Below are 24,783 nucleotides of genomic sequence, written 5' to 3' on the forward strand. Positions count from 1 at the left end.
AGTCGAACCCTAAAACACTATTGAATCGGGGGGCGCAGGGACGGGGACGTGCGTGGACGTTCGTGCAGAACTCGGGACAACTGACCGGCCCGTCGGAGGGTCGAACGGAGCGGCCCGCGCCCGACGGGCCGGAGCATCGTAGCCGTCGTGGGAAGAATGATTTATGATTACAGAGCTACCGGTTCTACGTAGCGTGGGCTGCCTATGATCGACATCGCTATGGATATGGAGCAGTACGACTGCCCGTTCATCGACACGACGGCAGACCACGGTGTCGCGTTCGCGGCCGTCCACTGGGACTTCGACACGGCGGAACGCGAACTGGAGACGCGGATGGTCGTGGAGGCCGAGGAAACCGAGGCGCTGGACACCGGCCTGTCGGCCCTGCGGGACCACCGGAACATGAACGACGTGACGATGGTCCGCCGACAGGACGACGTGGCCCAGGTTCGGACCGTGATGGCCGAGACGACCGCGATGCGGACCATCCGGGACAACGGGGGATACATCACCGGCCCGTTCCACATCGAGGCCGGCAGCGAGGTGTGGCACGTCGGGTTCGACCGGGGACGGGACGCGGACGACACACTCTCGGAACTGGACCGGGACAACGAGTTCGACATCATCGACCGGTCGGCGACGACGCTACCCGAACTCAACGACGTGGCACAGAACGCCGGGGCCGCGATGACGCTCATCGAGGGCTGCCGGGACCTCTCGGACCGAGAGCGCGAGACCCTGGAGGAGGCTGTCTCCTCGGGCTACTTCGAGAGCCCGCGGGACGCCACGCTGGGGTCGCTCGCCGAGGAGTTCGGTATCTCCAAACCCGCCGTCTCGAAGAACCTCCGCCGGGGCGAACGCAAGATGATCGAGCGCGTCGTCGACGCGTTCGACGACATCGACTCCTGAGACACCGTGGCATCCACACCGTCGCTCCCCCGCGGTTAATATGTTAACGCGCGGTTCTATTGTGGTCGTTCGTGTATGTTTGCCTGGTATGCGAGAGAGTATCACTCGACGGCGAGTCCTCGGATCGCTCGGTATCGGTATCGCCGGTCTCAGCGGCTGTGTCAGCCAGGACGGCGGCAGCGGCGACGGTGGAGACGGCAGCGATGGAAGCGACGGCGGCGACGGCAGTTCCAATATGAGCGAGGGCACATCGACGGACGGGTCGGACAGCACGCAATCGGTGACGCTCGGGATGCTCCAGCCCCTCTCGGGGGACCTGGCGTACTACGGGCAGCAGTCCCTCTGGGGGTTCCTCTCGGGGCTGGCCCACAAGGGGGATATGACGCCACCCGCCGAGCCCAGTACCGGCGAGCTCTCCCTGAGCGTCGGCGACGTGGACTACACGATCTACGTCAGGGACACCGGGTTCTCGGCCGATCAGGCACAGACCGCCGCGACGAACCTCGTCGAGAACCAGGACGTGGATATGCTCGCCGGCTGTGCCTCCTCCGGGGCCGCGGGCCGGGTCGTCTCGACCGTGGTCAGTCAGGCGGGCGTCCCGTACATGGCCGGGCCGGCGGCCTCCGCCAGCATCACGGCCAGCAGCGAGACGTGTAGCGACCTGGTCTATCGCGCGAGCGAGAACACCGCGATGGACGCCCGCTCCGGCGGGAAGTACGTCGCCAACGAGACGGACGTCTCGCGGGTGTACCTGTTCGGGGCCGACTACTCCTTCGGCCGTGCGGTCGTCAACAACTACCAGGCGGTCCTGGAGAACGAGGGCGTCGAGATCGTCGGTAAGCGGTTCGTCGAGCGGGGCTACGCCGAGTGGGAGGGGCTGCTGGACAACGCCGAGGAGGACGGTGCGGAGGGGATCGTCGGCGGCTTCACCGTCGCGACGCTCCCGGCGCTGTTCAACGCCTTCGTCTCCGGCGACTACTCCTACCGGGCGTTCGGCGGCTTCGCGACGCGGATCACCAACAGCGTCGTCGGCGGGACACTCCAGAACGTGCTGGGCGAGCCGCTGACCCGCGAGAAGCTCCGGAACGCGAAGCTCGGCCCGTTCACGACTCGGTACCACTGGAACCAGTACGACAACCCCATCAACAACAGCTTCGTCGACACCTACACCAGCACCTACGGCGTCGTCCCGGACCTGTTCACGTCCGGGATGTTCACGGGTGCCTCGGCGATCCACCAGGCGATCACCGAGGGCGGCTCGACCGCGGGTGCCGACATCGCGAGCGCCCTGAAGGGGATGACCGTCACGGACACGCCGAAAGGCGAGGGCGGCTACACGTTCCAGGAGTACAACAACCAGGCCCGCTCCGAGATGACCGTCGCCAACCCGATCCCGACGACCGACGAGTGGGCGGAGAACTGGGGCGCGGCCATCATGCCCAGCGAACCGCTCGCACGCATCGACGGGAGCGAGGCCACCATCCCCGCAGACAGCGACCAGATGAACTGCTCGCTGTAACATGCTCAGAACGCGAGGACTGACGAAGGACTTCGGCGGGCTGACCGCCGTCGACAGCGTCGACTTCGAGCTCGGGTCGGAGCTGACGTCGCTCATCGGGCCCAACGGCGCGGGCAAGACGACGTTCTTCAACCTCCTGACCGGGGCGCTGGAGCCGACGGCTGGCACCGTCGAACTGCGAGCGGGCGACGGCTGGACGGACATCACCGACGCCGCGCCCCACGAGACGGCCCGGCGCGGGGTCCATCGCTCCTACCAGGTGACGAACGTCTTCCCGAACAGCAGCGTGCTGGAGAACGTCCGCATCGCGGAGCAGGCAAGCGGCAGCGACTCCCACGCGATCTGGCGCAACGTCGACCACTTCGAGAAGTACACCGAGCGCGCGTACGCGAAGCTCGACCGCGTCGGGCTGACCGACCGCGCGACGGACCCCGCGAGCACGCTCAGTCACGGGGCAAAGCGGAAGCTCGAGGTGGCCATCGCGCTCGCGGGCGACCCGTCGGTGCTCCTGCTGGACGAGCCGAACGCGGGCGTCTCATCCGAGAGCGTCGACGAGGTACGGGACCTCGTCGAGGACGTGGCCGAGGACCACGCGGTCCTGCTGGTCGAACACAACATGGACATCGTGATGGACGTCTCGGATCGCGTCGTCGTCCTCCACCAGGGCAGCGTCATCGCCGACGACGACCCCGAGGCGGTCCGGGCCGACCCGGACGTCCAGTCCGCCTACCTCGGCGGGTACGAGCCGGGCGACCTCGACGACGCGACGGCCGACGAGACGGCCGCCGAGGAGGGGTCCGCGTGAGCCTGCTGGAACTGGAGGGGGTCCAGACCTACTACGGGGACAGCCACATCCTCGAGGGGGTGGACCTCTCCGTCGAGTCCGGCGAGGTGGTCGCGCTCGTGGGCCGCAACGGCGTCGGCAAGACGACGACGCTGCGCTCGATCCTCCAGCTGACCCCGCCACGTGAGGGGGACATCCGGTACAGGGACGAGTCGCTGATCGGCCTGGAGACCCACGAGGTCGCACAGCGCGGCCTCGGCTGGATCCCGGAGGACCGCCGGGTGTTCGCGCAGTTGACCGTCGAGGAGAACCTCCGCGTGGCGGTCCCGGAGAGCGACGACGTTCAGGAGGGGTTACAGCTCGCGTTCGAGTCGTTCCCCATCCTGGAGGAGCGCCGCGGCCAGGAGGCCGGGACGCTCTCGGGCGGGCAACAGCAGATGCTCGCCATCGCCCGGGGGCTGGTCGGCGACAACGACCTGTTGCTGGTGGACGAACCGAGCGAGGGACTCGCCCCGCAGATCGTCGCGGACGTGGCCGAGGCGCTGGCCCGCGCCAGCGAGGCCGCGACCGTGTTGCTGGTCGAGCAGAACCTCCCGCTGGCGCTGGACCTCGCCGATCGGTTCTACGTCGTCGACAACGGGCGGGTCGTCGACGAGGGCGACGCCGACGCGGTGTCGGCGGACGACGAACGGCTCAGGAGGTACCTCTCCGCATGATCGTCGAGACGCTGCTGGACTTCCTGACGGTCTCGGAGCTGGGGAGCGTCTTCTTCGAGGGGCTGGCGAAGGCGTCGCTGTACGTCCTGATCGCCAGCGGCCTGACGCTGATCTTCGGCCTGATGGGCGTGTTGAACTTCGCCCACGGGTCGCTGACGATGGTCGGGGCGTACCTCGGCGGCCTCGTGATGGTCCTGACGGTGACACAGGCAAGCGGGACCGTCGCGCGGCTGGCCTTCTTCTTCCTGGCCATCCTGCTCGTGTTCGGCGCGCTCACGATGCTGGGCGGGGCGATCGAGACGACGATCATCAGGCCGCTGTACGACCGCCCGCCGATCTACCAGATCCTGCTGACGTTCGGCCTGACGCTGGTGATCGACGAGATCGTCCGTATCGTCCTCTCGATCTACGGGATGCAGCCGCTCTCGGACTGGCAGGCGGCGCTTGCGACCAAGCCCCAGTTCCTCCGCGAACCGGCGGCGCTCGGTCCGATCGACGTACGCTGGCTCGCCGTCTTCGAGATCCTGATCGGCGTGCTGACCGTCGTGGCGACCTGGGCGTTCCTCACCAAGACGCGATACGGGCTCTACATCCGGGCCGGCAGCGAGGACACCGAGATGGCCGCCGCGCTCGGGGTCGACGTCCGGCGCGTGTTCACCGTCGTCTTCGCGCTCGGGATCGGGCTGGCCGGGGTCGCCGGGACGCTGCTGATGTGGGACAAGGTCTGGGGCGCGAGCGTCCCGCTCGCGGCCGAGACGCTGCTGCCCGCGTTCATCGTCGTCATCGTCGGCGGCCTCGGGACCTTCCGTGGGACCGTCGCCGCCTCGCTGGTCGTCGGGATGACCGACGCCGTGATGACGTGGTGGTTCGTGAACTACATCCGCTTTACCGGCCTGCCGGAACTGATGCTGTTCCTCGTGCTGGTCGTGACGCTCATCGTCAGACCACAGGGCCTGTTCGGCGTCGAGGAGGTGGGGGGCCATTAGCACCGAACACTCCCCGGCCGCGGCCGCCGACACGGCGTGGCCGACCGCCTACCTGCGGGCGCACGTGCCCCACGTCGCCGTCCTCGCCCTGCTGGCGGCGTACCCCGCGCTCTACCACACGCTGGTCGAGACGTTGACGCTGTACGAGGCCGAGGTGCTGCTGCCCAGCGTCGACACGATGACATCGGTGCTGTACTTCGGCCTGTTCGCGATGTCGTTCGACTTCATCAGCGGCTACACCGGCTACCTCTCCTTTGGCCACGCGGCCTTCTACGGGACGGGCGCGTACACCGTCATCCTGATCGCCAACGGTGCCGTGCCGCTGTTGCCGACCAGCACGCCGTTCATGGTCTCGCTGCTGGTCGGCGGCGTGTTCGCGGTCCTGCTGGCGATCGTCATCGGACTCGTCTCCTTCCGGCTGTCCGGGGTCTACTTCGCGATGATCACGCTCGGGTTCGCACAGGTGCTGTACGTCTTCGTCCGGGGCTGGGACTACGTCGCGTCGAACCCCCGCGACGGCCCCTCGGTCGGCGGCACGCACCCGAGCGGGTTCGACATCGGCATCCCCGGCGTCGACCCGTTCAACATCGGCATCGGCGTGCTGGCCGGGGAGGAGGCGGCCCTGCTGGGCCACACGCTCAGCAGCACCGCCGTCTCCTACTACATGATCGGGCTGGTCGTCCTGGTCTGTTACTTCGCGATGCAGCGGATCATCCACTCCCCGTTCGGCCGCGTGATGATCGCCATCCGCGAGAACGAGGAGCGAGCGGTCGCCATCGGCTACAACACCTACCTCTACAAGCTGGCGGCGTTCGCCATCAGCGGCTTCTTCGGGGCCGTCGCCGGCGGCCTGTTCGCCGGGTTCCGGCGCTCGGCGACTCCGGAGAGCTCCTTCTACTTCCTGACGACCGGCGACGCGCTGCTGGCGAGCATCATCGGCGGGTTCGGCACGCTCGCCGGTCCGCTGTACGGGTGGCTGTTCGACGAGACGATCCGGGAGTTCCTCTCGAAGTCCGGCCAGGGCGGCGGCCTGCTCCCGTACCTCCGGGCCGGACTCGGCGAGGAGACGCTGGCGACGCCGGTGATCGGCGACATGACGCTGGGCGGGCTGGTCAACACGCTGCTGAACGGCCACGCCAGCCTCTACGTCGGCGTCGTCTTCGTCCTGTTCGTCCTCTACGTCCCGGACGGCCTCCTCGGGACCGTGCGCCAGCGCGTCGGCGGGACGCTCGCCGACGTCGCCCGCGCCCGGTTCCGGGACCAGCAGCCGACCCCCGACCGCCCCGGAGGTGACGAGGAGTGACCGTCCACGTCACCGGGATCGGGACCTACCTCCCCGCGGAGACGGTGACCGGCGCGGAGGTCGCCGAGCGCAGCGGCATCCCCGAGGAGGTCGTCGTCGAGAAGATGGGGCTCCGGCGGAAACACGTCTGCCCGCCCGACGACGACCACCCCTCCGAGATGTGCGTCGCCGCCGCGGAGGCGGCGCTGGCCGACGCCGGGCCCGACGACTCGGCCCTCCCCGCCGACACGCTCGACGCCGTCCGGTACCACGGCAGCGAGCTGAAAGACCACGTGGTCTGGAACGCCGCCGCGGCCGTCGCCGAGGAACTCGGGGCCGAGGGTGCCGGGGCCACCGAGAGTTACGCCCTCTGTGCCGGCCAGCCGGTCGCGACCCGCGAGGCCAAGGCGCTGCTTTCGGCCGACCCCGGGATCGACCGGCTCCTGCTCGTCGCCGCCAGCCGCGAGGAGGACCTGGTCGACTACGACGACCCGGACACGTCCTTCATGTTCAACTTCGGCAGCGGCGCGACGGCGTTCGTCCTCGAACGGGACGCGCCCGAGCGGGCCGTCGCCCGCGTCCGCGAGAGCGCGACACTGACCGACGGTAGCTTCGCCGAGGACGTGATCGTGCCCGCGGGCGGGACCCGCCGGCCGCCGAGCCGCGACACCGTCGACAGCGGCGGGCACTCGCTGCGGGTCCCGGACCACGAGGAGATGAAGCGCCGACTCGCCGCGGTGAGCCTGCCGAACTTCCGGCAGGTCGCCGACGAGGCGCTGGCGCGGTCGGACCACGACCGCGACGACCTCGACTTCGCAGCGATCACCCATATGAAGCGGTCGTTCCACGAGACGCTCTGTGACGACTTCGGACTCGCCGAGGACGAGCAGCTGTACCTCGACGAGTTCGGACACGTCCAGAGCTGTGACCAGGGGATCGCACTCGACGCCGTCCGCGAGGACCTGTCCGACGGCGACGTGGTCCTCTGTCTCGCCGCCGGCACCGGCTACACCTGGGCGGCGACGGTACTGGAGTGGTGTACCTGACAGCCGATATGAGAGTCAAGACAACAATATGCCTCACGGCACCGACTTCGGAGGGATCGTAACATGCCACACGCCTACAACGACGACGTCCGACTCGCCTACGAGCGGGAGGGACCGGCCGACGCCGAGACCGTGGTGTTCGTCGAGGGACTCGGCTACGGCCGCTGGATGTGGCGCTGGCAGCGCCGCGCGGTCCGGGACGACTACGACGTCGTCGTCTGGGACAACCGCGGGACCGGCGAGTCGGACGAGCCCGAGGGACCGTACACGATGGCACAGATGGCCGGTGACCTCGCGGCCGTCCTCGACGACGCCGGCGTCGAGTCGGCCCACGTCGTCGGCGCGAGTATGGGCGGGATGATCGCCCAGCAGTTCGCGCTGGACCACGGCCGGGCCGACTCGCTGACGCTGCTGTGTACGTCCCCGGGCGGCCCCAAGGAGGAGCCGATCCCCGAGGAGACCCTCGAACGGATGTACGGGGTCCCCGACGACGTCAGTGACCGGGAGGCCATCCGCTACAAGATGGCCCCCGCGATGACCGACGCCTTCTGGGAGGCGAACGCGGACCTCGTCGAGCGCATCGTCGACTGGCGGCTGGAGAGCGACGCCAGCGAGCGCGCCCGTCAGTGGCAGGGGGCCGCCGTCGAGGCGTTCGACGTCCACGGCCGCCTCGGCGAGATCGAGGTGCCGGCGCTGGTCCTCCACGGGACCGACGACCGCGTGGTCCCGTTCGCCAACGGCGAGCTACTGGCCGAGGGGCTCCCGGACGCCGAGTTCGTCGCGCTGGAGGGCGCGCCACACCTGCTGTTCGTCGAGCGCAGCGACGAGGTCAACGAGCGCCTGCGGGGGTTCCTCGACGATGTCTGAGTTCGCCGGCGGCCCCCAGGCGTGGGTCGGCGCGTGGAGCGAGCGCCGTGCGGCGCTGACGCCCGACCGCGAGGGGCTAGTCGACGTGACGACCGGGCGACGGTTCACCTACGCCGACCTCGACGCCCGCGCGAACCGCACTGCCCGACTGCTCTACGAGCACGGCGTCGCCGACGGCGGGCGGGTGGCCGTCGTCTCGCGCAACCGGCCCGCCGTCGTCGACCTGTTCTTCGCGACCGGCAAGACCGGCGGCGTCCTCGCCCCCCTCTCCCACCGGCTCGCACCGCCGGAGCTGGGCGAGCTACTCGACCGCGTGGAACCGGAGCTGCTCGTCGTCGAGACGCCGTTCCTCGACGACGTCCGTGCGGCGGTCGACGCGGCCGGCGGCGTGGAGACGACCCTGCTCGCGGTGACGACGGCGGAGGAGGGGGACGACGCCGTCGACGAGTCGACGTACGCGGCGGCGCTCCCGGCGGACGACTCGCCCGTCGAGACGGCGACGGTCGACACCGAGGACGCGCACCTCCTCTTGCACACCGGCGGGTCGACGGGGACGCCCAAGGAGACGTGCATCACCCACCGCGGCGTCGTCTGGAACTCCCTGAACACCATCACCGCGTGGGGCCTTCGGGACGACGACGTGGCTCCGATGGTGTTCCCGATGTTCCACACTGGCGGCTGGAACGTCGTCACCGTCCCGACGTGGCACATGGGCGGGACCGTCTGTATCGCCCGCGAGTTCGACCCCGGACAGCTGCTCCGGGTCGTCGATGACGAGGGCGGCTCGGTGCTCGTCGCCGTCCCGGCGGTCCTGCGGATGATGACCGAACACGACGAGTGGGAGTCGACCGACCTCTCGACGCTCCGGGTCGCCAAGTCCGGCGGCGGCCCGTGCCGCCAGGCCGTGATGGAGGCCTGGTGGGACCGCGGCGTCGACCTCTCGCAGGGCTACGGCCTCACCGAGTGTGGCCCGAACAACTTCGCGATGCCGGAGGAGTGGCCCCGCGAGAAGGCCGACTCGGTCGGCACCCCCGCGATGCACGTCGACGCTCGGATCACCGACGACGGCGACGCCGTCGAACGGGGGTCAGTCGGCGAGCTCGAACTCCGCTCGCCCCACGCGGCGGCCGGCTACCTCGACGACCCCGCGGAGAGCGAGGCCACGTTCGGCGACGGGTGGGTCTCGACCGGCGACCTCGCACGGGTCGACGAGGACGGCTACTACTACATCGAGGGGCGCAAGAAGGACATGTTCGTCAGCGGCGGCGAGAACGTCTACCCCGCCGAGGTCGAGGACGCGATCGCCGGCCACGAGGCCGTCGCCGAGGTCGTCGTGATCCCCGTCGACGACGCGGAGTGGGGCCAGGTCGGGAAGGCCGTCGTCGAACTGACGGCCGACGCCGACGACCTCTCGCTGTCGTCCCTGCGGTCGTTCCTCGACGGCCGGCTGGCGCGGTTCAAACACCCGCGTCACCTCGCGTTCGTCGACGAGATGCCGACCAGCGGCCCGGACAAGATCGACCGCCAGGCCGTCGCCGACGAGTACGGCGAGTGACGGGAACTCGGCGGGGTGACATCGCTGTCACCCGGTGACTCGTCTGTCGCCAAACACACATATCCGCGCTCTCCCTTGCCGCTGTCGATGACAGAGACAAGCGTTCTCGTCACCGGCGCGACCGGCAACCAGGGCGGCGCAGTCGTCGACCACCTGCTAGCCGCCGACACGGACTTCGACGTGTACGGCCTCACGCGGAACTCCGACTCCGACCGAGCACAGGCGCTGACCGACCGCGGTGTCACGATGGTCGAGGGCGACCTCTACGAACCGGAGAGCTTCCGCGAGCACGTGGCGGCCGTCGACAGCGTGTTCGCCGTCACGAACTTCTGGACCGAGGGCTACGACGGCCAAGTCGAGCAGGGGGAGAACCTCGCGGACGTGGCCGCCGCGGAGGGCGTCGACCAGTTCGTCTTCAGCGGCGTCGGGAGCCACGAGCGAGACACCGGCGTCCCCCACTTCGACTCGGCGTGGGAGATCGAACAGCACGCCCGCGACCTCGACCTCCCGCTGACCGTCCTCCAGCCGGTGTTCTTCTACCAGAACCTCGAGGCGTTCGTCGAGAGCATCGTCGACGACGGGACGCTCGCGCTCCCGCTGGCCGAGGACGTCTCCCTCCAGATGGTCGACGTCGACGACGTGGGTCACGCCGCGGCCGTCGCGCTCGCGAGCCCGGACGAGTTCGTCGGCGAGCGCTACGAACTCGCGGGCGACGACAAGACGCTCGAAGAGACCGCCGCCCTCATCAGCGAGGTGTCCGGTCAGGACGTCGAGGCCCGTCACGTCCCCATCGAGGACGCCTACGACGAGTTCGGCGAGGAGTTCACCGTGATGTGCGAGTGGTTCAACGAGGTCGGGTACGACGCCGACGTCGACGCGCTCGAGGAGACGTTCGGCTTCGAGTTCGCCGACCTGGAGACGTACCTCCGCGAACACGGCTGGGCGGAGAAAGACGGGATGGCCTCGACCCCCGGCTGGGTCAAGGCGTTCTCGTAACGGGCGGAGAGACGCCGACCGTCGAGTCGGCGTGACCGCTCGCCGTTTTCAGAAGTACGTTCCGTTCGTCAGGCCCGTGTACAGCCCCTTCACGCCGAGATAGAGGGTCACGGCGACGGCCACCGGGACGACGAGTCGGACCCACCAGAGCCAGACGGTGGGGAAGGTCTCGCCCAGCGACGTCCCGCGCTGGAGTTCGTCCACGATATCCCGGCCGCTGAACCACGTGAACGCGGCGAGCAGGAAGACGACGATCGGCAGCAGGAGGTTGAACACGACGTCGTTGTAGAACGTCAGGTAGTTCGTCCCCAGCGCCGCCGGGACCCCCACGAGGAGGACGGCAGTCCCCATCCCGAGCGACCCCTTGGCGCGGGAGACGCCGTACTGCTCGGTGACGAACGAGACGGGGACCTCGAGGAGGCTGATGGAGCTCGACAGCGCCGCGAACAGCAAGACGACGAAGAACAGCAGCCCCAGAACCTGTCCGCCGGGGACCTCCCCGAAGGCCCCGGCGAGAGCGACGAAGGCCGTCCCCGAGCCGCCGGTGGCACCCTCGGCACCGCCGGTCGCGAACAGGACCGGGAAGACGACGAACCCGGCGAGGACGGCCACGAGCGTGTTGATGACGACGATCGCGCCCCCGTCGGCCGGGAGGCTGTCGTCACGGTCCAGATACGACGAGTAGGCGATCATCACGCTGAACCCGAGCGAGAGCGTGAAGAAGGCCTGCCCCATCGCCGGGGGGACGATCGAACCGAAGTTGTTCACGATGGTCCCGAAGTCCGGCGTGAGGTAGTAGCTGTAGCCCGCCGAGGCTCCGGGGAGGGTCGCCGCCCAGACCCCCAGGCCGATCAGCAGGACGAAGATCCCCGGGATCATGAACTTCGTCGCTCGCTCGATGCCGTCCGTGACGCCGAGCGCGACGATCCCGACGGTGACGGCCATGAACAGCGCGTGTGCGCCGATCGCGATCGGTCCCGACGCCACCGATCCGAAGTACGCGGCTGGATCGCCGAAGTACGCGCCCGTCGCGCTGCCGGCGATGTAACTGAACACCCAGCCGCCGACGACGCTGTAGAAAGCGAGTGTCACGAACGACGTGAACGCGCCCAGGCCGCCGACGAACGACCAGTTCCCGTGGCCGATCCGGTCGAAGGCGTGGACCGGGTTCTGCTCGCCCCGACGACCGATGACGAACTCGATCATCATCGCCGGGAACCCGATGAGGAACACGGCCACGAGGTAGACGACGAGGAACGCCGCGCCGCCGTTGCTCGCCGTCCGGAACGGGAACGACCAGATGTTCCCGAGCCCGACTGCGCTTCCGACCGCGGCGAGGATGAAACCGACGCGACTCGTCCAGGCACTTCTGTCTGACATAGTCCAGCGGCGTCTCGACGGGTGATCTACTTTTACGTTGGGAAAGCCGACCAGACCGGTCGGCGAACTGAGAGTCGGGGTGCGTGAAGAGACACCCGCAGTCCGCCGGCGCGTCCGGTCCCGGCAGCGCTTCCGCGGCCGAGCGCGACGATCTAAGCGCCTCGCTTCGCTACGCTTCGTCGAACGCCGACAGGCTCTGCGCTCGCCTGTCGAGCTCGATGAACCTCGCTTCGCTACGCTTCGTCGAACGCCGACAGGCTCTGCGCTCGCCTGTCGAGCTCGATGAACCTCGCTTCGCTACGCTTCGTCGAACGCCGAAGATCGGAGATCTTCGTGCTCGACGAGTCGTTTTCACTCCTCGTCGAACAACGTGTCCCCGTCGACCATGTGCTCCTCGACGGCGTCGAGGTCCAGCGTCAGACCCAGCCCCGGCTCCTCGGGGATCTCGATGTAGCCGTCCTCGATGACGTCCTCCTCGACGAGGTCCTCCCACCAGCCGAGCTCGTAGGAGTGGTACTCGACGGCCAGCGAGTTCGGGATGGCCGCCCCGACGTGGGCGCTGGCCATCGTCGCGACCGGGGACGAGACGTTGTGCATCGCGACCGGGATGTAGTACTGGTTCGCCACGTCGGCGACCTTCCGGGTCTCGCGCATCCCGCCGACCTTCGGCATGTCCGGCGCGATGATGTCGACCGCCTGGTCCTCGATGAGCCGGCGCTCCTCGGTCACGCGGTAGCGGTTCTCGCCGACGGTGATCGGCGTGTTCGTGGACTTCGTGACCTCCTCCTGGACGTCGAGGTTCTCCGGCGGGACCGGATCCTCCAGCCACCAGACGTCGTAGTCCTCGATGGCCTCGGCGAGGCGCTTGCCGGAGCCACCGGAGAACGTCCAGTGACAGTCGAAGGCGACGTCGGCCTCGTCTTTGACCTCCTCGGTGACCTTCTCGACGATCTCGGCCTTGTGGCGGATCTCGCCCGGACGGAGGTGGCGGTTCGCGCGGTCTTTCTCCAGGCCGCTGGGCACGTCGAGGTCGAACTTCAGGGCGTCGTAGCCGAGCTCGTCGACGACGCGGCGGGCCTCCTCGGCGCAGGCGTCGGCGTCGGCCTCCTCCTCGGTGTGACAGTCACAGTAGACGCGCATCTCGTCGCGGTACTTCCCACCCAGCAGCTGGTAGGCCGGCACCTCCAGGATCTTGCCGGCGAGGTCGTGCAGCGCGACCTCGATGCCGGCGATGGCGGTGACGGTGACGCCCTCGACGGAGCCCTCGCCGGACATCTTCTGGATCAGGTGCTCGTAGAGCCGGTCGATGTCCAGCGGGTTCTCGCCGACGACGAACGGTTTCATCCGCTCGATGAGCTCCGGGACGCCCGCGCCCCAGTAGGCCTCGCCGGTGCCGACGACGCCGGCGTCGGTGTAGATGCGGACCAGCGTCCACGGGAAGTTCCCGTCCACCATCGTCGTCTGAACGTCGGTGATCTCTACGTCGCGGCCACCGCCGCGTTTCGCCGTGACGCCCATCGTCTCCGAGGACAGCTCTCGCATCGTGTACTCGGCGTTGGGGTCGTGCAGATCGGCGTAGTCGACGTCGTTCGCGTGTCCCATAGCGTGGCGTTGCTACGCCCGTTACAAAAGTGTAGAGGAATCGAATCAGGCCCGGGCGTCGAACGCCGCGATCACCTCGTCGGCGGTCGCCTCCACGTCCCACTCGGCGACGAACGACGACATCGCGGTCTTCAGGCCGATGAGCTGGTCGGGCCGGACGCCGAGGCCGTGGGTGATCGAGAGCGGCTGCGCCCGCGACCGCTGGAAGGCGTCCTGCTGGTCCTGGAGGAACGGGGTGAACGTACTGGTGTCGACGTCGGTCCGGGGCGGGATCGACCCCTTCTTCTGGTTGAACCGGCGCTGGCCGTCGGCCGACCCGGCGTACCGCAGGAACGTCTCGACGGCGTCGGGGTCGTCGGTGACGGCCGCGGCGACGACGGCGTCCATATTCATCGCGTACAGCCCCTCGGTCCCCGGGAACGGCACGTGGTCCCAGTCGTCGCCGTAGTCGAAGCCCGGCGACTCGGTGTAGGCTCCGGCGGCCCAGTCGCCCTGGTGGAAGAAGACGGACTCGCCGTCGACGAACCGCTCGTTGGCGTCGGTCAGCGCCGTGTACAGTTTGTCGTCGGTGGCCACGTCGCCGTACCGCTCGACGATCTCCAGCGCCTCGGCGATCTCCCGGCGGTGGGCCGCCGCGGAGTCGTCGGTGATACCGACGTAGGTGTCGTGACCGTACTCGCCGAGCAACACCGTCTCGAACAGCTGGAGGACGGTCCAGGGGTTCTTCATCGGGAGCAACATCCCCACACGCTCCGTCTCGCTGTCGATCCGTTCGAGCGCGTCGGCCAGCGCCCGGGGGCTGTCGAGGCCCGACGGGTCGACACCGGCCGCCCGAGCGTGGTCGACGTTGTAGAAGAGGTTGTTGGTGCGGTGGATGTTCAGCGGGACCGCGCGGTAGGTCCCGTCGAACTTCGCGGCCTCGCGGGGGCCGTCGAGGTAGTTCGCCTCCATGTCCGAACTCGTCCACACGTCGCTCGCGTCGCCGAGGACGTTCGCGTCGTCGTAGGGCTGGAGGTTCTTGCCGGGCCACTCGATCCACACGTCCGGCGGCTCCTCCTTGAGGATGCGACTCTTGACTTCGAGGCTGAGGTTCTCGTCGGTGACGTCCCCCAGCGAGACGTCCGGGTGGCGCTGCCGGAACCCCTCGAGCAGCGCGTCGAGGGCCGCGCCGCCGTCGCCGCCGACGAGTCGGTGGAGCAGCTCCACCCCGCCCGCGTCCCCGACGGCCGTCGATGAGTGTGCCATACCTGGGCCCACCGATGGAACTGTTATGAAATTTCCCCGCCGGTTCTCAGACCTGATTATCCGGCCACGAGGATTTATATACCACATCGATTTGTGTGCTACTATGGCAGACACCACGAACCGATGGGTGGGTGCTGCGGTCGTGGCGCTGGTGCTCCACGGCCTGTTCCAGGCGGTCGTCGTCGGGTTCGCGCCGTCCGGGCTCGTCGCCGTCCTCTCCGGTGTCGGGTTCGTCGTCGCGGCGGCGGCAGGTGGGTACGCCGCCGTCCGCGTCCGTGCCCGCATCGACGAAGGGGAGACACGCCGCGAGGAACTCCGGACCGAGCGTGACCGGCTCGAAGCGGAGCTGGCGGAGGTCAGGACGATGCGGGACGAACTGGTCGGCGACCTCGTCGACGCGCGGTCCGAGCTGTCGTCGCTCCGGCCCGGTCCGACTCCCGGCTCCGCCGACCCGGTAGCTTCGACGGACGGCGGGGTCGCGGCCACCGGGGACGGCGTCGACGTGGACAGCCACCTCGCGGACTGCTGTGCGACGGTCAGGGCCGCCGGCGAGGGCGACCTCTCACGGCGGATGAACGCGGAGACGCCGTCGGCGCAACTGAACGAGCTCGCGACGGAGTTCAACGAGATGGCCGCGGCCTTCGAGCAGACCATCGACACGGCCGAGGAGTTCTCGGCGGACGTGGCCGACTCCTCCGAGCAGGTGACGACGGCGACCCAGGCGGTCAAGGAGGCCTCCGAGAGCGTCGCCGGCACCGTCCAGGAGATCGCCGACGTGTTCCACGAGCAACACCAGCAGATCACCACCATCAGCGAGGAGATGTCCGAGATGTCGGCGACCATCGAGGAGATCGCGGCCTCTTCGAACGAGGTCACGGAGATGGCGGACAAGACGGAGCGACGGACCGTCGAGGGCATCGAGGCGGGCCGGGAGGCACACGAGACGATGGCGACGACCGTCGAACAGACCGACGACGTGGTCGAGACGGTCAAGACGCTGGACGAGCAGATGGACGAGGTCGGGCAGATCGTCGACCTGATCGACGACATCGCGGAGCAGACCAACATCCTCGCGCTGAACGCCTCGATCGAGGCCGCCCACGCCTCGTCGGGCAGCGAGAACAACGGCTTCGGCGTCGTCGCCGACGAGGTGAAGTCGCTGGCGGAGGAGACGAAAGACGCCACCGACGAGATCGAGACCCTCATCGCGGACATCCAGGACCAGACCGACGAGGCCGTCGACGAGATCACCGAGATGCAGGACTCGGTCGAGGACGGACAGGCCGCCGTCGACGAGGGTCTGGCGGCCCTGGAGTCGATCATGGAACACGTCCAAGAGACGAGTTCGGGCGTCAAGGAGATCAGCAACGCCACCGACGACCAGGCGGCCAGCAGCGAGGAGGTCGCCTCTATCGCGGACGACGTGGCAGAGACCTCCCGGCAGAACGTCGAGGAGGCCGAACACGTCGCGGCCATCGCCGAGGAACAGAACCTCGCGCTCGGCGAGATGTACGTCAACGCCCGGATGCTGACGATGCGGGCCAAGCAGCTGTCGACGCTGTTCGACCGCTACGAGACCGCCGAGTGACGCCGGCGACGTGGGGCGGTTTTTTGAGGGTCCCACCCGCCGGGGCAGGTATGACTGTGCTGTCGCGCCTGGACGCGTACCTCTCGGAGAACGACCTCGAAGCGATCTGGTTCGCGCGCCCGAACGCCTTCGCGTGGCTGACCGGCGGCGACAACGTCGTCGACCGGACCGCCGACGTCGGCGTCGCGGCCGCGGGCTACGACGGCGACGGCGTGACCGTCGTCACGAACGACATCGAGGCACCGCGGCTCCGCGACGAGGAGCTCTCGGACGACGTGGCCGTCGAGTCGTTCCCCTGGCACGCCGACGACCTCGCCGGGGCCGTGACCGACCGGAGCCCGACGCCGGCGGCCGCCGACTTCGCCGTGCCGGGCTTCGCGCCGGTCGAGGCGACCGACCTCCGCCAGCCGCTGACGGACGCGCAGGTCGAGGCCTACCGCGACCTGAGCGAGGACGTCGCCGCGGCCGTCGAGACCGTTGCCCGGGAACTCTCGGCCGACGACACGGAGCGGTCGGTCGCCGCCGACCTCCGACGGGAACTCACCGCGCGCGACGCGGAGTCGCCGGTCGCGCTGGTCGGCGGGAGCGACCGGGCCCAGCGGTACCGACACTACACGCCGAAAGACGAGCCGCTGGGCGAGTACGCGCTGCTGTCGGTCACGGCCAGCCGCGGCGGCCTGTTCACCTCCTGTACGCGGACGGTCGCCTTCGACCCGCCGGCGTGGCTGCCCGAGCGCACCGAGGCGGCGATGCGCGTCGAGACGACGGCGCTGGCCGCGACGCGGGCGGTCGCTCGGAGGGGTGGGACCGCCGGCGACGTGTTCGCGGCGATCCGGGAGGCCTACGACGCCGTCGGCTGGGACGGCGAGTGGCGCAATCACCACCAGGGCGGCGCGGCCGGCTTCGCGGGCCGGGAGTGGATCGCGACCCCCGGGAGCGAGGCGCGGGTCGTGACGCCGCAGGCCTACGCCTGGAACCCCACCGTCCAGGGGGCCAAGAGCGAGGACACGCACCTCGTCACGGACGACGGCGTCGAACACCTCTCGACCACCGGCGAGTGGCCGACCACGACCGTCGACGCCGTCGACCACGACCTCACGCTGTCCCGGCCCGCGCCCCTGGAGCTGTAGCGATCGAGCGGCTCGTACGATTTACAACAGCCGTTGTTCTTGATGCGTAGATTTATGTGCGGGTTCGGGCAACCGTGGTATGTATGGCCGAGGAACGCGCGTGGTGGAAGGAAGCGGTCGTCTACCAGATATACCCGAAGAGCTTCGACGACAGCGACGGCGACGGGATCGGCGACCTGCAGGGCGTCATCGACCGGCTCGACCACGTCGCCGCCCTCGGTGCCGACGTGATCTGGCTGAACCCGGTCTACGAGTCGCCCCAGGAGGACAACGGCTACGACATCAGCGACTACCGGGCCATCCACGAGGAGTACGGCACGATGGCCGACTGGGAGCGGCTCCTCGAGGCGGTCCACGCCCGCGATATGCGGCTCATCATGGACCTCGCGGTGAACCACACCTCGACCGAGCACGACTGGTTCCAGCGCTCCCGGCGCGACGAGGACGGCTACCGCGAGTACTACTTCTGGCGGGAGGGCGAGGAGCCGCCGAACAACTGGAAGAGCGGCTTCGGCGGTTCGGCCTGGTCACACGACGAGGAGGCCGGGATGCAGTACCTCCACCTGTTCGACGAGACCCAGGCCGACCTCGACTGGGACACCGAGGCGGTCCGCGACGACGTCTACGAGATGATGAACTGGTGGCTGGAGAAGGGGATCGACGGCTTCCGGATGGACGTGGTCAACCTCGTCTCCAAGCCCGAGGGCCTGCCCGACGGCGACCCCGCCCAGGACTGGGTCGGGATCGAACACTTCTCGGACGGGCCGAGGGCCGAGGAGTACATCACGGAGATGGCCGAGCGGACCTGGGACGACTACGACACGATGGTCGTGGGCGAGTGTATCGACATCGACACGGAGACGGCCAGCGACTACGTCTCCGCGGACGGGCCGATGGACATGGTGTTCCACTTCGAGCACATGCTCGTCGATATGGGCGACCGCTGGCTCTCGCCCGCCGAGTGGGACCTCACGGATCTGAAGGCCATTATGTCGAACTGGCAGACGGAGCTGGACGGCTGGAACTCGCTGTACCTCACGAACCACGACCAGCCGCGCATCGTCTCCCGGTTCGGCGACGACGGGGCGTACCGGCGCGAGTCCGGGAAGCTGCTGGGCATGCTCCTCTTTACCCTCTCGGGGACGCCGTACGTCTTCCAGGGCCAGGAGATCGGGATGACGAACTACCCGTGGTCGAACCTCGACGAACTCGACGACCTCCAGTCCATCGGCAAGGTCGAGGAGGCGATGGCGGCCGGCGAGATCGACTCCTTCGAGGAGGTACAGGACATCGTCCGCGCCCGCTCGCGTGACAACGCGCGGACGCCGATGCAGTGGGACGACTCCGAGCACGCCGGCTTCACCGACGGCGACCCGTGGCTCGCGGTCAACCCGGACTATGAGGATATCAACGTCGCTGCCGCGGAGGCCGACGAGGACTCCATCCTCCACTACTACCGGGACCTCGTGGCGCTGCGGGACGCCCACGACGTGTTCGTCTACGGCGACTACGAGCTGTTGCTCCCGGATCACGAGTCGGTCTGGGCCTACCGGATGACGCTGCCGGAGGACATGCGGACCGACGGCACCGAGGTCGGGGAGGCGCTCGTCGCGCTGAACTTCTCGACGAGCGAGACGACCGTGTCGCCGGCCGACGCGGAGCGGACCGACGAACTGCTGCTCGCGAACTACGACGACGGTGGGGCGGTCGAGGGGGAGCTGACGCTACGACCCTACGAGGCACGCGTCTACGCACTCGACTGACCAGGGCAACCGAACACCCGACGACGACAGCGGCAGTACCGGAGGAAGAGCGAACCTGGTGGAAGGAGGCCGTCGTCTACCAGGTGTACCCGCGGAGCTTCAACGACAGCGACGGCGACGGCGTCGGCGACCTGCAGGGGCTCGTCGACCGCCTCGACTACGTCGCGTCGCTGGGGGTCGACGTGATCTGGCTGAACCCGGTCTACGAGTCGCCCCAGGAGGACAACGGCTACGACATCAGCGACTACCGGGCCATCCACGAGGAGTACGGCACGATGGCCGACTGGGAGCACCTCCTCGACGAGATCCACGCCCGCGACATGCGGCTCGTGATGGACCTCGTCGTCAACCACACCTCGACCGAGCACGAGTGGTTCCAGCGCTCCCGGCGCGGGGACCCCGAGTACGAGGACTACTACATCTGGCGGGAGGGCGAGGACGGCGAGCCGCCGAACAACTGGGAGTCCTTTTTCGGCGGCTCGGCCTGGGAGTACGACGAGGAACGCGGCGAGTACTACCTGCACCTCTACGACGACAGCCAGCCGGACCTCGACTGGACGAACGCGGACGTCCGCGAAGACGTCTTCGACACGGTCGAGTGGTGGCTGGAGAAGGGGATCGACGGCTTCCGGATGGACGTCATCAACCTCCTCTCGAAGCCCGAGGGCCTGCCCGACGGCGACCCCGACAGCGAGTGGGTCGGGCAGGAACACTTCGTCGACGGACCGGCGATGACGGACTACCTCGAGGAACTCGACGAGGCGGTCCTCTCGAACTACGACGCGATGACCGTCGGCGAGATGCCCCGGCTCACCGTCGACGCGGCCAGGGAGTACGCCGGCGAGGACGGCCCGCTGGACATGGCCTTCCACTTCCAGCACACGAAGCTGGACTACGAGGGCGGCGATCGCTGGGCGGTCGGCGACTGGGACCTCGGCGAGCTCAAGGAGATCACCCGCCGGTGGCAACACGGTCTCGCCGACGACGGCTGGAACGCGCTGTACTGGGAGAACCACGACCAGCCCCGCGTCGTCTCCCGCTACGGCGACCCCGTCGAGTACCGGCGCGAGTCCGCGACGCTGCTCGGGACGTTCGTCATGACGCTCCGCGGGACGCCGTACGTCTACCAGGGCCAGGAGCTCGGGATGACGAACGCACCCTGGGAACGGCTGGAGGACCTCCGGGACGTGGACGCCATCAACCACGCGAAGGAGCTGATGGACGCCGGGGGACACGACGACTACGAGGCCGTGCGGGACGTCGTCGCCTACCGCTCGCGGGACAACGCGCGGACGCCGATGCAGTGGCGAGACGCCGAGCACGCCGGCTTCACCGACGGCGACCCCTGGATCAAGGTCAACCCGAACCACGCCGAGATCAACGCCGCGGCGGCGGAGCGGGACCCCGACTCGGTACTGAACTACTACCGTGCGCTCGTCCAGCTCCGCGATCGGTACGAGGCGCTCGTGTACGGCTCGTTCACCGACCTGGTCCCCGACCACGACGAGGTCTTCGCGTACACGCGGGAACTCGGGGACGGGGACCGCGAGCGCCTGCTGGTGGTGCTGAACTTCTTCGACGGGCGGCCGACCGTCGACCTGCCCGTCGACTACGAGGACGCCGCACTGGCGCTGTCCAACTACGAGCGCGACGACGACGAGCCCGGACTCGTCTCGCTGGCTCCCTACGAGGCCCGGGTGTACCGACTGGAGTGAGACAGATGGAACAGAGACCCACGCCCGGGCGTTGGGGTTCTTGGTACCGTGGGGCGAAGGGACGGCTATGCTGACCGACGCCGACCGAGAGTGGTGGAAAGAGGCGGTCGTCTACCAGATCTACCCGCGGAGTTTCGACGACAGCGACGGCGACGGGATCGGCGACCTCCGGGGGATCGTCGACCGGGTGGACTACCTCGACGAACTCGGCGTCGACGTGGTCTGGACCTGTCCCGTCTACGAGTCCCCCAACGCGGACATGGGGTACGACATCGCGGACTACCGGGCCATCGCCGACGAGTACGGGACGATGGCCGACTGGGAGGAACTGCGCGACGCGCTCCACGCCCGCGATATGCGGCTCCTGATGGACCTCGTCGTCAACCACACCTCCGACGAGCACGACTGGTTCCAGGCGTCCCGGGACCCCGACGCCGGGAAGGACGACTGGTACGTCTGGCGCGAGGGCGACCCCGAGGAGCCGCCGAACAACTGGATCTCGCTGTTCGGCGGCCCGGCCTGGACGTGGGACGACGAGCGGGAGGCGTGGTACCTCCACCTCTTCGACGAGAAGCAACCGGACCTCAACTGGGACAACCCCGAGGTCCGGGAGGCGATCTACGAGATGGTGAACTTCTGGCTGGAGAAGGGGATCGACGGCTTCCGGATGGACGCCATCTCCTGTATCTCCAAGCCCGAGGGGCTGCCCGACGCCGACACCGGCGAGGACTGGTTCGACATGGGCATCTACTTCAACGGGCCGCACATCCACGAGTACCTCTCGGAGATGGCCGACCGCACCTGGGACGACTACGACGCGATGCTCATCGGCGAGACGCCGGGTGCCGGTCCCGAGGAGGCACAGGCGTACTTCGAGGACGGCATCGACGTGGTCGTCCACTTCGACCACATGGACGTGACCTACGGTCCCGGCGGGAAGTGGAGTCCCGACTACGTCGGGATGGACGCCCTCGCCGGCGAGGACGACACGACGCTGGACGAGCGGCTGAACACGATGGACCTGTCGGAGTTGCAGGCGGCAATCCGGAAGTGGGACGAGGGCGTCGGCGACGGCTGGAACAGTCTCTACCTCGGCAGCCACGACCAGACCCGGGCGGTGTCCCGGTTCGGCGACGACGACGAGTACCACCGGGAGTCGGCGACGCTGCTCGCGACGTTCCTCCTGACCCAGCGGGCCACGCCGTTCTGCTATCAGGGCGACGAACTGGGGATGACCAACGCGGACTGGGACAGCCCGGACGCCATCCGGGACGTGGAGGCCCACGGACAGGTCGAGCGACTGCTCGACGAGCACGACGTCCCCTACGAGACCGTCGCCCCGTTCGTGCGGAACCGCTCGCGTGACAACGCGCGGACCCCGATGCAGTGGGACGACTCCGAGCACGCCGGCTTCACCGACGGCGACCCCTGGATCCAGGTCAACGACGACTTCGAGCGGGTGAACGCGGCAGCAGCGCGGGACGACCCCGAGTCCATCTTCCACTTCTACCGGAGTCTCATCGACCGCCGCCACGCCGACGACGTGTTGGTCTACGGCGAGACGGACTACCTCCTCCCGAACGACGACTACCCGGACGTGTGGGCACACCGACGGACGCTCGACGGCGACAGTCGTCTGGTCGTCCTGAACTGGCAGGGAGAGGCCGTCGCGGTGACGGGGCTGGACGGGCTCGACGGCGAGCCGGTCGTCGCGAACTACGGCGACGCCGGGCGGGCGGGCGAGCGGTTCCGACCCTACGAGGCCCGAGTCTACGAGACCGAGTGAGTCCTCACTCCTTGTCCTCGTCGTCGGTCCCGACCCGGATGACCTGGAGCAGCGAGTACACCGGGACGCCCCGGATGTCCTCGATGCCGCGCTTGTCGGCCAGCACGACGCAGGCGACGGGGTTGCCGCCCTGCTCGCGGACCGCCTCGACGGTCTCGGTCATCGTGTTCCCGCTCGTGATGGTGTCGTCGACCACGTAGCAGTCCCGGCCGCGGATCTGCGCGAAGTTCCGGGAGAAGGTCCCGTCGCTGATCCCGCTCTCGTCGTCGTCCCACTGGTGCTTGGTGGGGGCGTAGGTTCCCAGGTCCGTGTCGAGTTCCCGCGCGACCGTCGTCGCCAGCGGCGCGCCGGCCTTCTCGATCCCGATGGTGAGGTCCACCTCCTCGCCGTGTTTCGAGAGGAGATCGGCCATCGCACAGCCGACGTGGTGGAGCCGGTTGCTGTCCCGACCGACGGCCGACCAGTCGACGTGGATGTCGTGGGGGCCGCCGGTGTCCGTGGGCTGCGGTTCGGTCCCGGTCCCGCTGCGTTCGACCAGCCAACTGGCCGTCTCCCGGGAGACGTTGAGTTCGTCCGCGATCTCGCCCTTGGAGAGACCCCGTTCCGCGAGGTCCGCAGCGCTCTCGACGAGGTCGTCGATGTTCTTCATATGATGGTGTCCGGAGGGCTACGGTATAATAGGCACTGTCTTCGACAGCGATGTCACCCCCGGAATCTATTTACAACAGGAGTTGTTATTGAATCCTGGCTGGGTAGTGACCGTCGCCGACGGCCCACAGCCGACCGGCACGCGAGGGCCGCGAGATGCCATCGCACTCTCCCCCCGTGCCCTCTCTACCGTCATACCCGGCCAACCCACCACCACCCACCACCCACTTTCCGTCACTGCCAACGGTTGTGGTTGTCACCAGTCGGTCCGGCGGTCACCGCCGCCGGGCCAGCCTGTCGTGTTCCGCCCGAAGAGTCCATCACGACGGACTCGGACGCGGCTTCTCACTCGGTCGGGAACGTGAACAGGCGCTGGTCGCACTCCGGACAGGCGAGGACCTCGTCGGGCTTCTCGCGGGGTTTCGCGTACGAACCGCAGCAGGTCGCCTCGTCAGTCTCGACCAGTTCGACGTCACAGACCGGGCACGTCTCGAGGAACATCCGAAGCGAACGGGCACCGGCCAGTCGGACGCCCTCGTCGTCGAGGTACGGGCCGAGCGCCCGATAGGCGGCCAGTTCGGCGATTCCGACGGGGCGAGCCACCAGCACCTCGTCCTCGCCGAGGACCAGCCACTCCCGGCCTTCCGTCTCCATCGATTCGGTCTCGTCGATGCGTGACACGTCCCGTCTGATCTCGTCGGCCAGCGTCGGTAGCGAACGGTCCGACAGGCGCTCCATCTCCGCGTGCCACGCCGCGTCGACGTCGTCGGTCAGGCGGAGCATCTCGCCGTCGGCCTCGACGACGCCGGCCGCGTCGAGTTCCCGGAGGACCGCCTCGCCGTCGAGGTCGGTCGCGGCCAGCGAGGTGCGCTCGTCGGCCGCGGCCTCGTAGCGCTCGTCCTCCGCGTCCAGGCCGTGGAACAGGTAGTCGGGGACGGGCGACGCCCTCACGAGTTCGGGCGCGAACGCGGGCGTGTACGGAACCACGTACCCGCGGAGATACACGAGCCCGGCACCGACCGCCGCGACGAGAGCCGCACCACCCCGCCGCCGGCGGACGAGCAACAGCAGACTCGCCACGCCGACTATCAGGAGGTTCACGAGCGTACAGGGCCAGCAGCGGTTCTCGCCGGTGTACTCCCCCGAACGGAGCGTGCCCAGGTCTGTCATACCCTCACTACCCGCTCGCTCGTATAAGGGCCTCCGCTTAGCGGCGACCGTGCCACACCTAACCAAGGTTTTTAACAACACGTGTTGTAACAGTTC

The 24,783-nt window shown here is 68.5% G+C and carries 20 protein-coding genes; 15 read left to right on the forward strand and 5 right to left on the reverse strand.

Annotated elements, in window-relative coordinates:
• The first annotated feature begins 204 nt into the window (after nt 1–204).
• The 10 genes from P0592_RS15395 to P0592_RS15440 all read left to right on the forward strand — a co-directional run bounded on the left by P0592_RS15395 (nt 205) and on the right by P0592_RS15440 (nt 10,660).
• Nucleotides 205–909, forward strand: coding sequence for a helix-turn-helix domain-containing protein (locus tag P0592_RS15395; protein WP_276271793.1), 705 nt, complete (start codon nt 205–207; stop codon nt 907–909).
• A gap of 88 nt (nt 910–997) precedes the next feature.
• Nucleotides 998–2,428 carry an ABC transporter substrate-binding protein gene (locus tag P0592_RS15400; protein WP_276271794.1) on the forward strand — a complete coding sequence of 477 codons (1,431 nt, stop codon included), beginning with the start codon at nt 998–1,000 and terminating at the stop codon, nt 2,426–2,428.
• A 1-nt stretch (nt 2,429) separates the two neighbouring features.
• Nucleotides 2,430–3,233 carry an ABC transporter ATP-binding protein gene (locus P0592_RS15405; protein WP_276271795.1) on the forward strand — a complete coding sequence of 268 codons (804 nt, stop codon included), beginning with the start codon at nt 2,430–2,432 and terminating at the stop codon, nt 3,231–3,233.
• Nucleotides 3,230–3,928, forward strand: a complete 699-nt coding sequence (locus P0592_RS15410; RefSeq protein ID WP_276271796.1) for an ABC transporter ATP-binding protein — start codon at nt 3,230–3,232, stop codon at nt 3,926–3,928. Before P0592_RS15405 ends, P0592_RS15410 begins: the two co-directional genes overlap by 4 nt.
• The gene (locus P0592_RS15415) at nt 3,925–4,914 is read left to right on the forward strand and encodes a branched-chain amino acid ABC transporter permease (RefSeq protein ID WP_276271797.1); all 990 of its coding nucleotides are present in this window, start codon (nt 3,925–3,927) and stop codon (nt 4,912–4,914) included. Before P0592_RS15410 ends, P0592_RS15415 begins: the two co-directional genes overlap by 4 nt.
• 64 nt (nt 4,915–4,978) lie before the next feature.
• Nucleotides 4,979–6,217 carry a branched-chain amino acid ABC transporter permease gene (locus P0592_RS15420; protein ID WP_419181105.1) on the forward strand — a complete coding sequence of 413 codons (1,239 nt, stop codon included), beginning with the start codon at nt 4,979–4,981 and terminating at the stop codon, nt 6,215–6,217.
• Nucleotides 6,214–7,242, forward strand: coding sequence for a 3-oxoacyl-ACP synthase (locus P0592_RS15425; protein WP_276271798.1), 1,029 nt, complete (start codon nt 6,214–6,216; stop codon nt 7,240–7,242). The genes P0592_RS15420 and P0592_RS15425 overlap by 4 nt, the downstream gene beginning before the upstream one ends.
• A gap of 63 nt (nt 7,243–7,305) precedes the next feature.
• Complete coding sequence (locus P0592_RS15430) at nt 7,306–8,109, forward strand: alpha/beta fold hydrolase (protein WP_276271799.1); 804 nt, start codon at nt 7,306–7,308, stop codon at nt 8,107–8,109.
• Entirely contained in the window at nt 8,102–9,664 is a 1,563-nt protein-coding gene (locus P0592_RS15435) for an AMP-binding protein (protein ID WP_276271800.1), read from the forward strand. Before P0592_RS15430 ends, P0592_RS15435 begins: the two co-directional genes overlap by 8 nt.
• 87 nt (nt 9,665–9,751) lie before the next feature.
• Nucleotides 9,752–10,660, forward strand: a complete 909-nt coding sequence (locus P0592_RS15440) for an NmrA/HSCARG family protein (RefSeq protein WP_276271801.1) — start codon at nt 9,752–9,754, stop codon at nt 10,658–10,660.
• A gap of 48 nt (nt 10,661–10,708) precedes the next feature.
• Here P0592_RS15440 and P0592_RS15445 read toward each other — a convergent pair whose 3' ends face one another.
• From P0592_RS15445 to P0592_RS15455, 3 genes are all read right to left on the reverse strand, one after another.
• On the reverse strand, nt 10,709–12,040 hold the full coding sequence (locus P0592_RS15445; protein ID WP_276271802.1) for a sodium-dependent transporter: 1,332 nt from the start codon (nt 12,038–12,040) through the stop codon (nt 10,709–10,711).
• Nucleotides 12,041–12,391: 351 nt separating this feature from the next.
• Complete coding sequence (locus P0592_RS15450; RefSeq protein ID WP_276271803.1) at nt 12,392–13,642, reverse strand: mandelate racemase/muconate lactonizing enzyme family protein; 1,251 nt, start codon at nt 13,640–13,642, stop codon at nt 12,392–12,394.
• 45 nt (nt 13,643–13,687) lie between these two features.
• On the reverse strand, nt 13,688–14,887 hold the full coding sequence (locus P0592_RS15455) for an ABC transporter substrate-binding protein (protein WP_276271804.1): 1,200 nt from the start codon (nt 14,885–14,887) through the stop codon (nt 13,688–13,690).
• Nucleotides 14,888–14,990: 103 nt separating this feature from the next.
• On the opposite strand from P0592_RS15455, the gene P0592_RS15460 reads away from it, so the two are divergent.
• From P0592_RS15460 to P0592_RS15480, 5 genes are all read left to right on the forward strand, one after another.
• Complete coding sequence (locus tag P0592_RS15460; protein ID WP_276271805.1) at nt 14,991–16,475, forward strand: methyl-accepting chemotaxis protein; 1,485 nt, start codon at nt 14,991–14,993, stop codon at nt 16,473–16,475.
• Between the two features lie 50 nt (nt 16,476–16,525).
• Nucleotides 16,526–17,605 carry a M24 family metallopeptidase gene (locus tag P0592_RS15465; RefSeq protein ID WP_276271806.1) on the forward strand — a complete coding sequence of 360 codons (1,080 nt, stop codon included), beginning with the start codon at nt 16,526–16,528 and terminating at the stop codon, nt 17,603–17,605.
• A gap of 83 nt (nt 17,606–17,688) precedes the next feature.
• Nucleotides 17,689–19,368, forward strand: coding sequence for a glycoside hydrolase family 13 protein (locus P0592_RS15470; RefSeq protein WP_276271807.1), 1,680 nt, complete (start codon nt 17,689–17,691; stop codon nt 19,366–19,368).
• Complete coding sequence (locus P0592_RS15475) at nt 19,365–21,083, forward strand: glycoside hydrolase family 13 protein (RefSeq protein ID WP_276273946.1); 1,719 nt, start codon at nt 19,365–19,367, stop codon at nt 21,081–21,083. Before P0592_RS15470 ends, P0592_RS15475 begins: the two co-directional genes overlap by 4 nt.
• A gap of 67 nt (nt 21,084–21,150) precedes the next feature.
• On the forward strand, nt 21,151–22,869 hold the full coding sequence (locus P0592_RS15480) for an alpha-glucosidase (RefSeq protein WP_276271808.1): 1,719 nt from the start codon (nt 21,151–21,153) through the stop codon (nt 22,867–22,869).
• A gap of 4 nt (nt 22,870–22,873) precedes the next feature.
• Here the strand turns inward: P0592_RS15480 and gfcR are convergent, their stop codons facing one another.
• Nucleotides 22,874–23,518 (reverse strand): transcriptional regulator GfcR, encoded by a 645-nt coding sequence (gene gfcR, locus P0592_RS15485; protein ID WP_276271809.1) that lies wholly within the window; start codon nt 23,516–23,518, stop codon nt 22,874–22,876.
• Nucleotides 23,519–23,862: 344 nt separating this feature from the next.
• The gene (locus P0592_RS15490) at nt 23,863–24,687 is read right to left on the reverse strand and encodes a DUF8054 domain-containing protein (protein ID WP_276271810.1); all 825 of its coding nucleotides are present in this window, start codon (nt 24,685–24,687) and stop codon (nt 23,863–23,865) included.
• Between the last annotated feature and the right edge of the window lie 96 nt (nt 24,688–24,783).

The sequence above is a fragment of the Haloarcula litorea genome, from assembly GCF_029338195.1.
GTDB classification, from domain to species: Archaea; Halobacteriota; Halobacteria; order Halobacteriales; family Haloarculaceae; genus Haloarcula; species Haloarcula litorea.

Excerpts from the sequence above, each read along its gene's own strand:
- P0592_RS15395 (WP_276271793.1), top strand. The coding sequence starts at position 205 with ATGATCGACATCGCTATGGATATGGAGCAGTACGACTGCCCGTTCATC.
- P0592_RS15400 (WP_276271794.1), top strand. The coding sequence starts at position 998 with ATGCGAGAGAGTATCACTCGACGGCGAGTCCTCGGATCGCTCGGTATC.
- P0592_RS15405 (WP_276271795.1), top strand. The coding sequence starts at position 2,430 with ATGCTCAGAACGCGAGGACTGACGAAGGACTTCGGCGGGCTGACCGCC.
- P0592_RS15415 (WP_276271797.1), top strand. The coding sequence starts at position 3,925 with ATGATCGTCGAGACGCTGCTGGACTTCCTGACGGTCTCGGAGCTGGGG.
- P0592_RS15430 (WP_276271799.1), top strand. The coding sequence starts at position 7,306 with ATGCCACACGCCTACAACGACGACGTCCGACTCGCCTACGAGCGGGAG.
- P0592_RS15435 (WP_276271800.1), top strand. The coding sequence starts at position 8,102 with ATGTCTGAGTTCGCCGGCGGCCCCCAGGCGTGGGTCGGCGCGTGGAGC.
- P0592_RS15440 (WP_276271801.1), top strand. The coding sequence starts at position 9,752 with ATGACAGAGACAAGCGTTCTCGTCACCGGCGCGACCGGCAACCAGGGC.
- P0592_RS15445 (WP_276271802.1), bottom strand. The coding sequence starts at position 12,040 with ATGTCAGACAGAAGTGCCTGGACGAGTCGCGTCGGTTTCATCCTCGCC.
- P0592_RS15450 (WP_276271803.1), bottom strand. The coding sequence starts at position 13,642 with ATGGGACACGCGAACGACGTCGACTACGCCGATCTGCACGACCCCAAC.
- P0592_RS15455 (WP_276271804.1), bottom strand. The coding sequence starts at position 14,887 with ATGGCACACTCATCGACGGCCGTCGGGGACGCGGGCGGGGTGGAGCTG.
- P0592_RS15460 (WP_276271805.1), top strand. The coding sequence starts at position 14,991 with ATGGCAGACACCACGAACCGATGGGTGGGTGCTGCGGTCGTGGCGCTG.
- P0592_RS15465 (WP_276271806.1), top strand. The coding sequence starts at position 16,526 with ATGACTGTGCTGTCGCGCCTGGACGCGTACCTCTCGGAGAACGACCTC.
- P0592_RS15470 (WP_276271807.1), top strand. The coding sequence starts at position 17,689 with ATGGCCGAGGAACGCGCGTGGTGGAAGGAAGCGGTCGTCTACCAGATA.
- P0592_RS15480 (WP_276271808.1), top strand. The coding sequence starts at position 21,151 with ATGCTGACCGACGCCGACCGAGAGTGGTGGAAAGAGGCGGTCGTCTAC.
- gfcR (WP_276271809.1), bottom strand. The coding sequence starts at position 23,518 with ATGAAGAACATCGACGACCTCGTCGAGAGCGCTGCGGACCTCGCGGAA.
- P0592_RS15490 (WP_276271810.1), bottom strand. The coding sequence starts at position 24,687 with ATGACAGACCTGGGCACGCTCCGTTCGGGGGAGTACACCGGCGAGAAC.